At 54.9% G+C, this 15,519-nt stretch carries 11 protein-coding genes, 1 tRNA gene and 1 pseudogene; all 13 read left to right on the plus strand.

Going from position 1 to position 15,519, the window contains the following annotated elements; translation table 11 throughout:
* Positions 1-99 precede the first annotated feature (99 nt).
* Positions 100-175 (plus strand) — tRNA-Trp (locus tag WD429_RS14825).
* 33 nt (positions 176-208) lie between these two features.
* The gene (gene secE, locus WD429_RS14830; RefSeq protein WP_368422962.1) at positions 209-577 is read left to right on the plus strand and encodes a preprotein translocase subunit SecE; all 369 of its coding nucleotides are present in this window, start codon (positions 209-211) and stop codon (positions 575-577) included.
* 12 nt (positions 578-589) lie between these two features.
* Positions 590-1,123, plus strand: a complete 534-nt coding sequence (gene nusG / locus WD429_RS14835) for a transcription termination/antitermination protein NusG (protein ID WP_368422963.1) — start codon at positions 590-592, stop codon at positions 1,121-1,123.
* Between the two features lie 119 nt (positions 1,124-1,242).
* On the plus strand, positions 1,243-1,674 hold the full coding sequence (rplK, locus tag WD429_RS14840) for a 50S ribosomal protein L11 (RefSeq protein WP_368422964.1): 432 nt from the start codon (positions 1,243-1,245) through the stop codon (positions 1,672-1,674).
* 1 nt (position 1,675) lies between these two features.
* Positions 1,676-2,374, plus strand: coding sequence for a 50S ribosomal protein L1 (gene rplA, locus WD429_RS14845; protein ID WP_368422965.1), 699 nt, complete (start codon positions 1,676-1,678; stop codon positions 2,372-2,374).
* Positions 2,375-2,599: 225 nt separating this feature from the next.
* Positions 2,600-3,130 (plus strand): 50S ribosomal protein L10, encoded by a 531-nt coding sequence (gene rplJ, locus WD429_RS14850; RefSeq protein WP_368059652.1) that lies wholly within the window; start codon positions 2,600-2,602, stop codon positions 3,128-3,130.
* 39 nt (positions 3,131-3,169) lie between these two features.
* Positions 3,170-3,544, plus strand: a complete 375-nt coding sequence (gene rplL / locus WD429_RS14855) for a 50S ribosomal protein L7/L12 (protein WP_368059650.1) — start codon at positions 3,170-3,172, stop codon at positions 3,542-3,544.
* Between the two features lie 242 nt (positions 3,545-3,786).
* Positions 3,787-7,863: a DNA-directed RNA polymerase subunit beta gene (gene rpoB, locus WD429_RS14860; RefSeq protein WP_368422966.1), complete on the plus strand. Its 4,077-nt coding sequence runs from the start codon at positions 3,787-3,789 to the stop codon at positions 7,861-7,863.
* 78 nt (positions 7,864-7,941) lie between these two features.
* Complete coding sequence (rpoC, locus tag WD429_RS14865; protein WP_368422967.1) at positions 7,942-12,156, plus strand: DNA-directed RNA polymerase subunit beta'; 4,215 nt, start codon at positions 7,942-7,944, stop codon at positions 12,154-12,156.
* 168 nt (positions 12,157-12,324) lie between these two features.
* A complete protein-coding gene (gene rpsL, locus WD429_RS14870) occupies positions 12,325-12,699 on the plus strand; it encodes a 30S ribosomal protein S12 (protein ID WP_368422968.1) in 375 nt (124 codons plus the stop codon).
* Positions 12,700-12,814: 115 nt separating this feature from the next.
* Positions 12,815-13,285: a 30S ribosomal protein S7 gene (gene rpsG, locus WD429_RS14875; RefSeq protein WP_048497735.1), complete on the plus strand. Its 471-nt coding sequence runs from the start codon at positions 12,815-12,817 to the stop codon at positions 13,283-13,285.
* 18 nt (positions 13,286-13,303) lie between these two features.
* The gene (gene fusA / locus WD429_RS14880; protein WP_368422969.1) at positions 13,304-15,409 is read left to right on the plus strand and encodes an elongation factor G; all 2,106 of its coding nucleotides are present in this window, start codon (positions 13,304-13,306) and stop codon (positions 15,407-15,409) included.
* Positions 15,410-15,443: 34 nt separating this feature from the next.
* Positions 15,444-15,519: pseudogene (locus WD429_RS14885) on the plus strand (elongation factor Tu); the annotation flags it as partial.

A 15,519-nucleotide genomic window follows, 5' to 3' on the forward strand; every position in this document is an offset into this window, starting at 1 on the left:
TCGCGAAGGTGGCCGTACCGTTGGTGCCGGCGTAGTCTCAAAGATCATCGAGTAACCTTCGGGTTACTCGGATGTAGTTGCACTGAGTTGTTTCGGTGCAGGCCAGTAGCTCAATTGGCAGAGCAGCGGTCTCCAAAACCGCAGGTTGGGGGTTCGATTCCCTCCTGGCCTGCCATTTTTTAACATCCGGATACATAAGCTGATTCCTATGGAGTCAAAAGCCGTTCAGTCAACCAGCCGTTTCGATCCAGTAAAGTGGCTGGTAGTCTTTGTTCTGATTGCCATCGGTGTGGTGGGAAATCAGTATTTTAATGCCGAGTCACTGCTGTACCGTGTTCTGGCTCTCGTGGCTCTTGCGCTGGTGGCGGCTTTTGTTGCGCTGCAGACTGACCGTGGTCGTCGTTTTGCGACGCTGCTGAAAGAAGCGCGGGTTGAGATTCGGAAGGTTGTATGGCCCACAAGGCCCGAATTGATACAGACCACCGTTATCGTGGTGGTGTTTGTGTTGGTTGTGGCGTTGTTGTTGTGGGGAATGGATTCGCTGATCAGTATGCTGGTCGCCGGATTTATCGGTTAACAGGAGTGGGCAATGGCTAAGCGCTGGTACGTCGTTCACGCGTATTCTGGCTTCGAAAAGCACGTAATGCGCACTCTGACAGAGCGAATTGCTCTCAACGAGATGGAAGACAGGTTCGGTGAGATTCTTGTTCCCACCGAAGAAGTCGTTGAGATGCGCGATGGCAAAAAGCGCAAGAGCGAGCGCAAGTTCTATCCTGGTTATGTGCTTGTTCAGATGGAAATGGACGATGGCACCTGGCACTTGGTAAAAAATACACCGAGAGTGCTTGGTTTTATCGGTGGCACCAAGGATAAGCCCGCTCCGATTACGGAGCGAGAGGCTGAGGCCATTCTTCGTCGCGTCGAAAGCGGCGTGGACAAGCCTAAGCCCAAGACGCTGTTTGAGCCAGGTGAAGTGGTTCGCGTCACTGAGGGTCCGTTCGCAGACTTCAATGGCGTGGTTGAAGAAGTTGATTACGACAAGAGTCGGGTCAAGGTTGCCGTACTGATTTTCGGCCGTTCAACCCCGGTAGAGCTGGAGTTTGGGCAGGTCGAAAAAGACTGATCGACGGCCCTATATGCTGAAAGCTCGCGCGCTTCGTCGCTGCGGGCTTTTTGTGTCTGCTATTGGCAGTTGTAAATACAGGGGAGCCGAAAGGCGCATGAACCCACAGGAGAAAGATCATGGCTAAGAAGATTGAAGCGTACATCAAGCTTCAGGTTGCTGCCGGCAAGGCCAACCCGAGTCCCCCCGTTGGTCCTGCGCTGGGTCAGCGCGGCGTAAATATCATGGAGTTCTGTAAAGCGTTCAACGCCCAGACCCAGGATATGGAGCCGGGGCTGCCGATTCCTACGGTCATCACGGTATACAGTGATCGTAGCTTTACCTTCATTACCAAGACTCCGCCTGCAGCGGTTCTGCTGAAGAAGGCAGCTGGCATTAAGAGCGGTTCTGGCCGTCCGAATACCGATAAGGTCGGTACCGTGACTCGCGACCAGCTCGAAGAAATTGCCAAATCCAAAGAGCCGGACCTGACTGCAGCCGATATGGATGCAGCGGTTCGAACCATTGCAGGTACAGCCCGTAGTATGGGCCTGAATGTGGAGGGCCTGTAACATGGCAAAGCTGAGCAAGCGTCAGAAGCTGATCCGCGAGAAAGTAGATTCAAACCGTGCCTACTCTGTAGACGAAGCGGTTGCGCTGCTGGTTGAGCTGGGTCAGAACGTAAAATTTAAAGAGTCCCTCGATGTTGCAGTGAACTTGGGTGTGGATGCACGTAAATCCGACCAAGTGGTTCGTAGCAGCACGGTTCTGCCAAACGGTACTGGCAAAACGGTTCGTGTGGCTGTGTTCACGCAAGGTGCAAACGCGGACAAGGCAACCGCTGCCGGCGCGGACATCGTGGGTATGGACGACCTCGCTGAGGAAGTTAAAAAAGGCAACATGGACTTTGACGTGGTTATCGCCACGCCGGACGCCATGCGTGTTGTTGGCCAGTTGGGCCAGATTCTGGGTCCCCGCGGCCTGATGCCAAATCCGAAAGTTGGAACGGTTACCCCGGACGTTGAGACTGCCGTCAAGAATGCCAAGGCAGGCCAGGTTCGTTACCGTACCGACAAAAACGGTATTATCCACGCTCCGCTGGGTAATGTTGAATTTTCTGCCGAGAACATCAAGGAAAACCTTGAAGCTCTCGTGGCGGATCTGAAAAAGGCCAAGCCATCGTCGGCGAAGGGCGTGTATCTGAAAAAGATCACCGTTTCCTCGACTATGGGTCCTGGCCTGACTATCGATCAGAGCGGTCTGAGTATCTGATCCTTTGATTGGTAGTTGCTTTGTAGTCTAGGCGGAAGCCAAGGCTGTCAAAGACCGCAGGCCCCTGAAGTGCTCTTTCTTCTGAAAGAGCGTCTGGAAGGGTTAAAGCAACGCCTGCGCAGACGGTGTGAAGACGTTCTCTCTGAACCCAAACACCGTTAAGGCGCCCGCAAGGGTAATGATGGGTTTGCCGGGATAACCCCGGCGAAATCGAGGAGAAATCCAGTGGCAATTAGACTCGAAGACAAGAAAGCGATCGTCGCTGAAGTCAACGAGACTGCCGGTGGTGCTCTGTCTGTCGTACTGGCTGACTACCGTGGTGTTACCTCTGGTGATATGACGGCGTTGCGTGCGAAGGCTCGTGCTGAACAGGTTCGCCTTAAGGTTGTTCGTAACAACCTGGCAAAACTTGCGATTGCGGGTACTGAGTTCGAATGCATCAAAGATGTATTGGTTGGTCCGACAATTCTGGCGTTCTCTATGGAAGATCCGGGTGCGGCCGCAAGGTTGCTGAAGGATTTCGCAAAAGAGAAAGAGGCATTTGAAATCAAGGGTCTGGCTGTTGGCGGTGTGCTAATGGCTGCAGATCAGATTGACCGCCTCGCCAAGCTCCCGACACGCCACGAGGCGTTGACGATGCTGGCAGCCGTAACACAGGCACCGATTACCAAGCTTGCACGGACACTGAACGAAGTTCCTTCTAAAGTGACTCGTGCTGTAGCGGCAGTTCGCGACCAGAAGCAAGATGCTGCTTGATTCTGTTGAACACCATTTTTATATTTTTGGGAGAAAGTCATGGCTCTGTCTAAAGACGATATTTTGAATGCAATTGCTGAAATGAGCGTAATGGACGTCGTTGCGCTGGTTGAAGCAATGGAAGAGAAGTTTGGCGTATCAGCTGCTGCTGCTGTAGCTGCTGCACCTGCTGCGGCCGGTGAAGCTGTTGCTGCTGAAGAGCAGACTGAGTTTGATGTTATTCTGACCGGTCCTGGTGAGAAGAAAGTCAACGTCATTAAAGCAGTTCGTGAACTAACAGGTCTCGGCCTGAAAGAAGCGAAAGAAATGGTCGACAGTGCTCCTTCTACTATTAAGGAAGGCGCTAGCAAGGACGACGCCGACGCTGCGAAGAAAAAGCTTGAGGAAGCAGGCGCTTCAGTTGAGCTTAAGTAATAGCGCTCAAATGATCGCTACCATGCCATAGGCATGGGAGGGCTGGTGGCCATGCGCCACCGGCCTTTTTCTGTTGTATATGCTATAGAGAAGGTGGTTCCTACATTGAAAGACAGCTATCTCTATAACCTACAGCCCAAGTCTTGTTCAAGACGGCGCAATAAGCCGAGCAATTCGGCCCCGAAGCAGGAAAATGGTTGCTTCTTGATACCAGGTATCAGGTCTAAAGCTGGGGAATGCAGATGACTTACTCCTACACTGAGAAAAAGCGGATTCGCAAAGATTTTAGTAAATTGCCTTCCGTGATGGACGTCCCCTATTTGCTGTCTATTCAGCTGGATTCATTCCGGGACTTCCTCCAAATGAACGCTGCAGCTGAGGAGCGCCGGGAAACCGGTCTTCACGCAGCCTTCAAATCCGTATTCCCGATTGTCAGTTACTCTGGCAACGCCGCGCTTGAATACGTGAGTTACCGTATCGGTGAGCCGGTATTTGATGTCAAGGAATGCCAGCTTAGGGGCGTAACCTACGCAGCACCGCTGCGCGTTAAAGTCCGCCTTATCATTTACGATAAGGAGTCGTCCAACAAGGCGATCAAGGACATCAAAGAGCAGGAAGTCTACATGGGCGAAATGCCCTTGATGACCGAGAACGGCACCTTTGTTATCAACGGTACCGAGCGGGTTATTGTTTCCCAGCTCCACCGTTCGCCCGGTGTGTTCTTCGATCACGACAAGGGCAAGACCCACTCTTCCGGGAAGCTGCTGTATTCGGCCCGGGTAATTCCTTATCGTGGCTCCTGGCTGGATTTCGAATTCGATGCGAAAGATTGTGTTTTCGTTCGTATCGACCGTCGCCGTAAGCTGCCTGCATCCATTTTGTTGCGTGGCCTGGGCTACACATCCGAGCAAATGCTCGAGATGTTCTTTGAGACCAGTAAGTTTGCCGTCGGTGCGGAAGTGTGCAAGCTGGAGCTTGTGCCTAGCCGTCTGCGTGGCGATATTGCCACGTTTGATATCAAAGATAATGAAGGCAACCTGATCGTTGAAGAAGGTCGCCGGATTACCGCTCGTCACATTAAGCAGCTGGAAAAAGCTGACATCAACGAGCTGGAAGTGCCGACTGAGTATCTATACGGTCGAGTGCTGGCCAAAGATATGGTGGATACCAAGTCGGGCGAAGTGCTGGTCGAGGCCAACAGTGAGTTGACCGAAGAGGTCGTCACCAAAATCCTCGATGCGGGTGTTACTGAGATTGAAACTCTGTACACCAACGACCTGGACTGCGGACCGTTCATGTCCGACACCTTGCGCATCGATCCGACCCGCACGCCGCTTGAGGCGTTGGTCGAGATTTACCGCATGATGCGTCCTGGTGAGCCGCCCACCAAGGAATCGGCAGAGAACCTGTTTAACAATCTGTTCTTCTCTGAAGAGCGGTACGACCTTTCAGGCGTTGGCCGGATGAAGCTGAATCGTCGCCTGCGTCGTGAAGAAAGCACCGGCGAAGGTACGTTGACCCATCCCGACATCATCGACGTCCTGAGGACGCTGATCGATATCCGGAACGGTCAGGGCCAGGTTGATGATATCGATAACCTGGGTAACCGCCGTGTACGTTGCGTTGGCGAAATGGCTGAAAACCAGTTCCGCGTCGGGTTGGTGCGTGTTGAGCGTGCGGTTCGTGAGCGTTTGAGCCTGGCTGAAAGCGAAGGCCTGATGCCTCAGGATCTGATCAACGCCAAGCCGGTTGCCGCCGCGGTCAAAGAATTCTTCGGGTCCAGCCAGCTGTCGCAGTTTATGGACCAGAACAATCCGCTGTCTGAAGTGACCCACAAGCGTCGTATCTCGGCTCTTGGTCCTGGCGGTCTGACGCGTGAGCGTGCTGGTTTTGAGGTTCGTGACGTACACCCGACCCATTACGGTCGTGTATGTCCTATCGAAACGCCGGAAGGCCCGAACATCGGTCTGATCAACTCGTTGGCAACCTATGCCCGCTCCAATTCCTACGGCTTCCTTGAGAGCCCGTATCGGAAAGTGGTTGACGGCCTGGTAACAGACGATGTGGTCTACCTTTCAGCGATCGAGGAAAGCAATTACATCATCGCCCAGGCCAGTGCGGCTATGGACGAAAGCAAGCGGCTTTCTGATGAGCTAGTGACCGTTCGGCACCAGAACGAATTTACCGTCACGCCACCGGAAAACGTTAACTTCATGGACGTGTCTCCACGTCAGGTTGTATCGGTTGCCGCGTCGCTGATTCCGTTCCTGGAACACGACGACGCCAACCGTGCTCTGATGGGCTCCAACATGCAGCGCCAGGCCGTGCCGACACTGCGCTCTGAGGTACCGCTTGTTGGTACCGGCGTTGAGCGTACTGTGGCACAGGATTCTGGTGTGTGTGTCACCGCTGGTCGCGGCGGTGTGATTGAGAGCGTGGATGCCGCCCGTGTGGTTGTCCGTGTCAACGACATCGAAACCGAAGCGGGTGATGCGGGTGTGGATATCTACAACCTCACCAAGTACACCCGTTCGAACCAGAACACCTGTATCAATCAGCGCTCCATCGTGCGCCAGGGCGATGTGGTTGCCCGTGGTGACGTACTGGCTGACGGTCCGTCGATCGATCTGGGTGAGTTGGCGCTGGGCCAGAACATGCGCATCGCGTTCATGCCCTGGAACGGTTACAACTTTGAGGACTCCATCCTCATTTCCGAGAAAGTGGTGCAGGAAGATCGCCTGACCACCATTCACATTCAGGAACTCACCTGTGTGGCTCGGGACACGAAACTGGGTAGCGAAGAAATTACCGCGGACATTCCGAACGTTGGTGAAAGTGCGCTGTCCAAGCTGGACGAGTCCGGCATCGTTTATATTGGTGCCGAAGTAGGCCCCGGGGATATTCTGGTTGGCAAGGTGACGCCGAAGGGCGAAACCCAGCTGACGCCGGAGGAGAAACTGCTGCGTGCCATTTTCGGTGAGAAGGCGTCGGACGTGAAGGACACGTCCTCACGAGTGCCCACCGGCACCCGTGGCACGATCATCGACGTGCAGGTCTTTACCCGCGATGGTATCGAGAAAGATCAGCGTGCTCAGGCTATTGAGAAAGAGCAGCTGGATAAGTACCGCAAGGATTTGAAAGACGAGTACCGCATCGTTGAAGGCGCGACCTACGAGCGTTTGACCCAAGGCCTGAAAGGGCAGGAAGTCATCAGTGGTCCCGGTCTGAAGAAGGGTGCCAAGCTGGATGAAGCCTATCTTGCCGAGCTGCCGAAGGCCGACTGGTTCAAGCTCCGCATGAAGGACGAGAGCCTGAACGAGTTGCTGGAGAAATCCGAGCAGGGTCTGGACGATCGCAAGAAAGAGCATGAAGCGCGCTTTGATGACAAGAAAGGCAAGCTCCAGCAGGGCGATGATCTGGCTCCGGGCGTACTCAAGATCGTTAAGGTCTATCTTGCCATCAAGCGCCGCATACAGCCGGGCGACAAGATGGCGGGCCGTCACGGTAACAAGGGTGTTATCTCTGCGGTCATGCCCATAGAGGACATGCCTTACGATGACCATGGCACGACGGTCGATATCGTTCTCAACCCGTTGGGCGTTCCGTCACGGATGAACGTGGGTCAGGTCCTGGAAACACACCTGGGTGCTGCGGCGAAAGGTTTGGGCGAACGCATCAGCCAAATGCTGGACGAGCAGCGCAAAATTGCGGAGCTACGCCAGTTGCTGGATGAGATCTACAATCACTCGGATGAAGTGACCCAGGTTGATCTGGATTCGTTCAGTGATAAGGAGATCCTTGATCTGGCTGGCAACCTGCGCTCCGGCGTGCCCATGGCGACGCCAGTGTTTGACGGAGCCAAGGAAGCCGAGGTGAAGCGGATGCTTGAGCTGGCCGGCCTGGATACCACCGGGCAGACCAAGTTGTACGACGGCCGCACGGGCGATTCGTTTGACCGCCCGGTGACGGTGGGTTACATGTACATTCTTAAGCTGAACCACCTGATCGACGACAAAATGCACGCTCGTTCTACAGGTTCGTACAGCCTGGTTACCCAGCAGCCGCTGGGTGGTAAGGCGCAGTTCGGTGGTCAGCGCTTCGGTGAGATGGAAGTGTGGGCTCTGGAAGCCTACGGTGCAGCGTATACGTTGCAGGAAATGCTTACCGTTAAGTCTGATGATGTAAACGGTCGGACCAAGATGTACAAGAACATTGTCGATGGTGATCATCGTATGGAGCCGGGCATGCCCGAATCTTTCAACGTTCTTGTCAAGGAAATCCGCTCGCTGGGTATCGACATCGAGCTGGAATCCGAGTGAGCCGAATTGTTTTTTTGGCAGCGTGAGCGGGCACGATCCGTGCCCGCCCGAGATTAACGCCATCCGGAGCTTTTACTGATGAAAGATTTGCTGAATCTTCTCAAGAGCCAGAATCAAAGCAAGGAATTTGATGCCATCCGTATTGGGCTGGCATCGCCCGACATGATTCGCTCATGGTCTTTTGGCGAGGTCAAAAAGCCTGAGACTATTAACTACCGCACCTTCAAGCCGGAGCGTGACGGCCTGTTCTGTGCCAAGATCTTCGGCCCGATCAAGGACTATGAGTGCCTGTGCGGTAAGTACAAGCGCCTCAAACACCGCGGTGTCATCTGCGAGAAGTGTGGCGTGGAAGTGGCACTTGCCAGCGTTCGTCGCGAGCGCATGGGTCATATTGAGCTGGCCAGCCCGGTCGCCCATATCTGGTTCCTGAAGTCGCTGCCGTCCCGTATCGGTCTGATGCTGGATATGACGCTGCGTGATATCGAACGCGTTCTGTACTTTGAGTCCTTCATTGTTATTGAGCCGGGGATGACGACCCTGGAGAAGGGCCAGTTGCTGAACGACGAGCAGTATTACGAAGCGCTGGAAGAGTTCGGTGACGAGTTTGACGCCCGTATGGGTGCCGAGGCCGTCAAGGAATTGCTGGAAGGTATTGATCTGCAGGAAGAAGTGGAGACTCTGCGCGAGGAAATCCCGCAGACCAATTCTGAAACCAAGATCAAGAAGTTCAGCAAGCGCCTGAAGATTCTTGAAGCGTTCCTGTATTCCGGTAACAAGCCTGGCGACATGGTGCTGACCGTGCTGCCGGTTCTTCCGCCGGACCTGCGTCCGCTGGTTCCGCTGGACGGTGGGCGTTTTGCGACATCCGACCTGAACGATCTGTATCGTCGGGTGATCAACCGCAACAACCGCCTCAAGCGGCTGCTGGAGCTGAATGCGCCAGACATTATTGTGCGTAACGAAAAGCGGATGTTGCAAGAAGCGGTAGACGCGCTTCTGGACAACGGTCGTCGCGGTCGTGCCATTACCGGCACCAACAAGCGCCCGCTGAAGTCCCTGGCTGACATGATCAAGGGTAAGCAGGGTCGTTTCCGTCAGAACCTGCTTGGTAAGCGTGTGGATTACTCCGGTCGTTCGGTGATCGTGGTAGGTCCTTACTTGCGTCTGCACCAGTGCGGTCTTCCCAAGAAGATGGCGCTGGAGCTGTTCAAGCCGTTTATTTTCTCCAAGTTGGAGCACCGTGGCCTGGCGACCACCATCAAGGCCGCCAAAAAGATGGTCGAGCGCGAGGAAGGCGTGGTCTGGGATATCCTGGACGAAGTCATTCGCGAGCACCCGATCATGCTGAACCGGGCTCCGACCCTGCACCGTCTGGGCATTCAGGCGTTCGAGCCGGTTCTCATCGAGGGTAAGGCCATCCAGCTTCACCCGCTGGTGTGTGCGGCCTACAACGCCGACTTCGACGGTGACCAGATGGCGGTACACCTGCCGCTGACGCTGGAAGCGCAACTGGAAGCCCGGGCACTGATGATGTCCACCAACAACGTGCTGTCGCCTGCCAACGGTGAGCCTATCATCGTACCGTCCCAGGACGTGGTACTTGGCCTTTACTACATGACCCGTGAGCGTAAGAGCGCGCTCGGCGAAGGCATGGTGTTTGCCGATGTCCAGGAAGCTCATCGGGCCTATGGTGCTGGCAAGGTTGACCTGCAGGCGATCGTGAAGGTTCGTGTCAAGCAGGTGACCTACGATGAAAACGGCGAGCGCGTGGAAGAAATGCGCATCGTTGATACCACCGTTGGCCGCGCGCTGTTGTTTGATATCGTGCCGGACGGCCTGTACTACGAAGTCGTCAACAAGCCGATGGTCAAGAAGGCGATCTCCAACCTGATCAACACCTGTTACCGTGATGCCGGTCTGAAAGATACCGTTATCTTTGCTGACCAGCTCATGTACATGGGTTATCACTATGCGACCGTCTCCGGCATCTCGATTGGTTTCAACGATTTTGAGATCCCCCCGGAGAAGTACGAGCTGGTGGATGCTGCGTCCGAAGAAGTCAAGGATATCGAAACCCAGTACGCGTCGGGTCTGCTGACTCAGGGCGAGAAGTACAACAAGGTTATCGATATCTGGTCCCGTGCTAACGACAAAGTGTCCAAAGCCATGATGGATCGCCTGTCAAAAGAGCAGGTGATCGGACCCGACGGGAAGCCGGTTAAAGGTGAGAACGGCGAAGACGAAATGCAGGAGTCTTTTAACTCCGTGTATATGATGGCTGATTCTGGTGCTCGGGGTTCACCCGCCCAGATCCGTCAGTTGGCCGGTATGCGTGGCTTGATGGCAAAGCCGGATGGTTCCATCATCGAAACGCCGATCACCGCGAACTTCCGTGAAGGGCTGAACGTACTGCAGTACTTCATCTCGACACACGGTGCTCGTAAAGGTCTGGCGGATACCGCTCTGAAGACGGCGAACTCCGGTTATCTGACCCGCCGACTGGTCGATGTGTCCCAGGACCTGGTAGTGACCGAAGAAGATTGCGGCACCTCTGAAAGCCTGCTGATGACGCCGCACATCGAAGGCGGTGACGTTGTTGTGCCTCTGGGCGATCGTGTGCTGGGTCGTGTTACGGCGCGTGATGCGTTCACGCCGACCGATAAGGACAACGCGGTGGTTCCGTCCGGCACTCTGCTGGATGAGAAGGCCGTTGAAGCACTGGAACGTGCGGGTGTGGACGAGGTCTGGGTGCGCTCTGCAATTACCTGTGAGACCCGCCACGGCATCTGTTCGAAGTGCTATGGTCGCGATCTCGCTCGTGGTCACCGGGTTAACGTCGGCGAAGCGGTCGGCGTTATCGCGGCACAGTCCATCGGTGAGCCAGGTACACAGTTGACCATGCGTACCTTCCACATTGGTGGTGCGGCCAGCCGGGCGTCTGCGGTGGATAACATTCAGGTCAAGCATGGCGGCACCGTTCGTCTGCACAACTTGAAGTCCATTGAGAAGGCTGATGGTTCTCTGGTGGTCATTTCGCGCTCGTCCGCACTGGCTGTCGCCGACGACCAGGGCCGTGAGCGTGAGTGGTACAAGCTCCCCTACGGTGCTGTTCTGTCTGTTAAGCATGGTGACAGCGTTGAGGCCGGAGTGGCGGTTGCCAAGTGGGATCCGCACACCCACCCGATCATCGCCGAAGCGGGCGGTACCGCGAAGTTCGTCAACATGGATCAGGGCATTACTGTCCGTACCCAGACGGATGAGCTCACCGGTCTGTCGACCATGGAGGTCATCGATTCGAAAGAGCGTCCTGCTGCTGGTAAAGATATTCGTCCTGCTATTCAGTTGCTGGATAGCAAAGGCGAAGATGTCGAGTTGCCCGGCGGCGGCACGGCGATCTTCTTCCTGCCCGCCAACGCTCTGGTCACCATGGCCAACGGTGCTGACGTTCAATTGGGTGATGTGGTAGCGCGGATTCCGCAAGAGAGTTCGAAGACCCGAGACATCACCGGTGGTCTGCCGCGAGTCGCCGATCTGTTCGAGGCGCGCCGTCCGAAAGAGTCCTCTATTCTGGCTGAAATCAGCGGCACGGTGTCGTTCGGTAAGGAAACCAAGGGCAAGAAGCGACTGGTCATCACGCCGAAAGACAGTGACGCCTACGAAGTGCTTATTCCCAAGCATCGTCAGATGAACGTGTTCGAAGGCGAAACCGTTGAAAAGGGTGAAGTGATTTCAGACGGCCCGTCCAACCCGCATGACATTCTTCGTCTGCTGGGTGTGGTGGAGCTGGCGAAGTACATCACTAACGAGATCCAGGACGTTTACCGTCTGCAGGGTGTTGTTATCAACGATAAGCACATTGAAGTTATCGTTCGTCAGATGCTGCGCAAGGTCGAAATCAGCGATCCGGGTGATACCACGCTGCTGTCTGGTGATCAGGTTGAAATCAACCATGTCCTGGAAGCGAACGAAAAAGCGGACGCGGCAGACAAGGAACCCGCGCGGTTCGAGCGTCTGCTGCTGGGCATCACCAAGGCGTCGCTGGCGACCGAGTCGTTTATCTCTGCAGCCTCGTTCCAGGAAACCACGCGGGTACTCACCGAAGGTGCGGTTACCGGTAAGCGTGATTACCTGCGCGGCCTGAAGGAGAACGTCGTGGTCGGTCGACTGATACCAGCCGGTACCGGTCTGGCATACCACAACGAACGTCGTCGCAAGCGCGACCTGGAAGAGCAGGGCGTGACCGCGGCCGATGTGGAAGAAGCTCTGAGCGCCGAGCTTAACCGCGAAAGCTGAGTTGAGCAGGATACCACCCGCCGGTAGTTACTTATGCCGCGGGTGGTCAAAAAGAGATCAGTCATCTTGACTGTGCAGGGGCGCAGGCTTAAACTTGCGTCCCTTAAATTTTGCCCTCAGCTTACTGGGGGCAAGTTTCATTGATATGGTTTTTTGGAGTTTGCTTACATGGCAACGATTAATCAGTTGGTGCGTAAGCCTCGTAAGCGCAAGGTAGCCAAGAGCGATGTTCCTGCTCTCCAGGCTTGTCCTCAGCGCCGTGGTGTCTGCACTCGTGTGTATACCACAACGCCGAAGAAGCCGAACTCAGCACTGCGTAAAGTGTGCCGTGTTCGTCTGACCAACGGCTTCGAGGTTTCCTCTTACATTGGTGGTGAAGGTCACAACCTTCAGGAGCACAGTGTTGTGCTTATCCGTGGCGGTCGAGTAAAAGACCTTCCGGGTGTGCGCTATCACACTGTTCGCGGAACGCTGGACACCCAGGGTGTACAGAACCGTAGGCAGGGTCGCTCCAAGTACGGTACTAAACGACCCAAGTCCTGATGTCCCGAACGGGTGTCTTTTATCGTTGCTTGTCAGAACGGTGAGAGTAAGGCTGAGTAGCAGTATGCTATCTCAGGGGTTCCTGAAGACCTTTTAGATAAATAAGGGCTTATCGATGCCTAGAAGAAGAGTTGCAGCAAAACGGGAAATTATCCCGGATCCGAAATTCGGCAGTGCACGTCTTGCCAAGTTCATCAACCACGTGATGGAAAGCGGTAAGAAGTCAGTTGCAGAGCGCATTGTTTATGGTGCTCTCGACATCGTCGCCGAAAAGTCAAAGGAAGAGCCGATCGACATGTTCGAGAAGGCCCTGGAGAACATCCAGCCGATGGTTGAGGTTAAGTCCCGTCGCGTGGGTGGTGCTACGTACCAGGTGCCTGTAGAAGTACGGCCTTCCCGTCAGAACGCGCTGGCGATGCGCTGGCTCGTAGAATATTCACGGAAGCGCGGTGAAAAGTCCATGGCCCAGCGTCTGGCAGGCGAGATTCTTGATGCCGCTGACAGCAAAGGCTCCGCTGTTAAGAAGCGTGAAGACGTACATCGCATGGCAGAGGCCAACAAGGCGTTCTCCCACTTCCGTTTCTAATCAGCCGAGGTTTATACAGTGGCACGTAAGACTCCTATCAAGCGTTACAGAAACATTGGTATTTGTGCGCACGTCGATGCGGGCAAGACCACAACCACCGAGCGGGTCCTGTTCTACACGGGGATTTCCCACAAGATCGGTGAAGTTCATGATGGCGCAGCCACCATGGACTGGATGGAACAGGAGCAGGAGCGTGGTATCACCATCACTTCTGCTGCAACGACCTGTTTCTGGCAGGGCATGGACAAGCAGTATCCGGAGCACCGGGTCAATATCATCGATACCCCGGGGCACGTTGACTTTACCATCGAGGTAGAGCGTTCACTGCGTGTGCTTGATGGCGCTGTCGTTGTGTTCTGTGGTTCCTCTGGTGTTGAGCCGCAGTCCGAAACCGTTTGGCGTCAGGCCAACAAGTATGAAGTTCCCCGCATGGTGTTCGTCAATAAGATGGACCGTGCCGGTGCGAACTTCCTGCGCGTCGTAGACCAGATCAAAAACCGTCTCGGTGCCAACGCAGTTCCCGTTCAGTTGCCCATCGGTGCCGAAGATAACTTCGCAGGCATCGTGGATCTGATTCGGAACAAGGCGATTTACTGGAACGAAGCCGATTCCGGTGCGACTTATGACGAGAAAGATGTGCCCGCCGAGATGGTTGACGAAGTCGCCATGTATCGTGAGCAGATGATGGAAGCGGCGGCTGAAGCCAATGAAGAGTTGATGGAAAAGTATCTCGACGAGGGTGAGCTGTCCAACGACGATATCAAAAAGGGTCTGCGCATACGGACTCTGGCTAACGAGATCGTTGTCGCGACTTGTGGTTCCGCCTTCAAGAACAAGGGCGTTCAGGCAGTGCTGGATGCTGTTATTGAGTTCCTGCCGGCACCGGACGAAGTCAAGGCCATCCGCGGTGAAGTGGATGAGGATGGCACTGAAGAAACTCGTCAGGCTGACGATAACGCGCCGTTTTCTGCGCTTGCGTTCAAGATCGCCACCGATCCGTTCGTCGGCACGCTGACGTTCTTCCGGGTTTATTCCGGCAGATTGGAATCCGGTAACGCGGTGTACAACTCGGTTAAGGGCAAGAAAGAGCGTGTCGGCCGTATGGTTCAGATGCACTCGAAGGATCGCCAGGAAATCAAAGAAGTGCTTGCTGGTGATATCGCTGCTGCGATCGGCCTTAAGAACGTAACGACTGGTGACACCCTGTGTGACGAGAATAATAAAATCATTCTTGAACGCATGGAGTTCCCGGAGCCGGTTATCTCGGTAGCCGTTGAGCCGAAGTCCAAGGCAGACCAGGAGAAGATGGGCGTTGCCCTGGGCAAGCTGGCTCAGGAAGACCCGTCGTTCCGCGTCCGTACCGACGAAGAGTCCGGTCAGACCATTATCTCTGGTATGGGTGAGCTTCACCTCGACATCATCGTTGACCGCATGCGTCGCGAATTCAAGGTTGAGGCGAACATTGGTAAGCCCCAGGTGGCGTACCGTGAGCGCATCCGCAAGCCAGTTGATGTGGAAGGCAAGTTTGTTCGGCAGTCCGGTGGCCGTGGTCAGTACGGTCACGTCAAGATTAAGCTTGAGCCACTGCCGCTGGATGAAGAAGATGGCGAAAACTTTATCTTCGTGAATGAGATTGTTGGTGGTGTGGTTCCCAAGGAATACATCCCGGCAGTTCAGCAGGGTATCGAAGAGCAGATGCAGAACGGCTGTCTGGCCGGTTATCCGCTTCTGCGTATTAAGGCGACCCTGTACGACGGTTCCTACCACGACGTCGACTCCAACGAGATGGCCTTTAAGATCGCCGGTTCCATGGCGATGAAGAAGGGCGCGCTTGAAGCTAGTCCTGCGTTGCTTGAGCCAATCATGCGAGTGGAAGTTGTGACTCCGGAAGACTATATGGGTGACGTTGTTGGCGACTTGAACCGTCGTCGTGGCGTTATCCAGGGCATGGACGAAGGTCCCGCTGGTAAGGTCATCCGTGCGGAGGTTCCGTTGTCGGAAATGTTCGGTTACGCCACTGACCTGCGTTCTGCAACGCAAGGCCGGGCGTCATACGCGATGGAGTTCTCTGGTTATTCAGAGGCACCTTCGAGCATTGCCGAAGCGATCATTAAAAAGGGTTGATCCCAGGACTTAAGAAACAGGAAGAGGTGTAACTGTGTCTAAATCAAAATTTGAGCGTAATAAGCCGCACTTGAACGTGGGCACCATTGGTCACGTTGACCATGGTAAAA

Origin of the sequence: Marinobacter sp., assembly GCF_040904845.1 — a bacterium.
Taxonomy (GTDB): Bacteria; Pseudomonadota; Gammaproteobacteria; order Pseudomonadales; family Oleiphilaceae; genus Marinobacter.

What these genes read in the sequence shown, in the direction of transcription:
- secE (WP_368422962.1), top strand. Translation starts at nt 209, where the DNA reads ATGGAGTCAAAAGCCGTTCAGTCAACCAGCCGTTTCGATCCAGTAAAG.
- nusG (WP_368422963.1), top strand. Translation starts at nt 590, where the DNA reads ATGGCTAAGCGCTGGTACGTCGTTCACGCGTATTCTGGCTTCGAAAAG.
- rplK (WP_368422964.1), top strand. Translation starts at nt 1,243, where the DNA reads ATGGCTAAGAAGATTGAAGCGTACATCAAGCTTCAGGTTGCTGCCGGC.
- rplA (WP_368422965.1), top strand. Translation starts at nt 1,676, where the DNA reads ATGGCAAAGCTGAGCAAGCGTCAGAAGCTGATCCGCGAGAAAGTAGAT.
- rplL (WP_368059650.1), top strand. Translation starts at nt 3,170, where the DNA reads ATGGCTCTGTCTAAAGACGATATTTTGAATGCAATTGCTGAAATGAGC.
- rpoB (WP_368422966.1), top strand. Translation starts at nt 3,787, where the DNA reads ATGACTTACTCCTACACTGAGAAAAAGCGGATTCGCAAAGATTTTAGT.
- rpoC (WP_368422967.1), top strand. Translation starts at nt 7,942, where the DNA reads ATGAAAGATTTGCTGAATCTTCTCAAGAGCCAGAATCAAAGCAAGGAA.
- rpsL (WP_368422968.1), top strand. Translation starts at nt 12,325, where the DNA reads ATGGCAACGATTAATCAGTTGGTGCGTAAGCCTCGTAAGCGCAAGGTA.
- rpsG (WP_048497735.1), top strand. Translation starts at nt 12,815, where the DNA reads ATGCCTAGAAGAAGAGTTGCAGCAAAACGGGAAATTATCCCGGATCCG.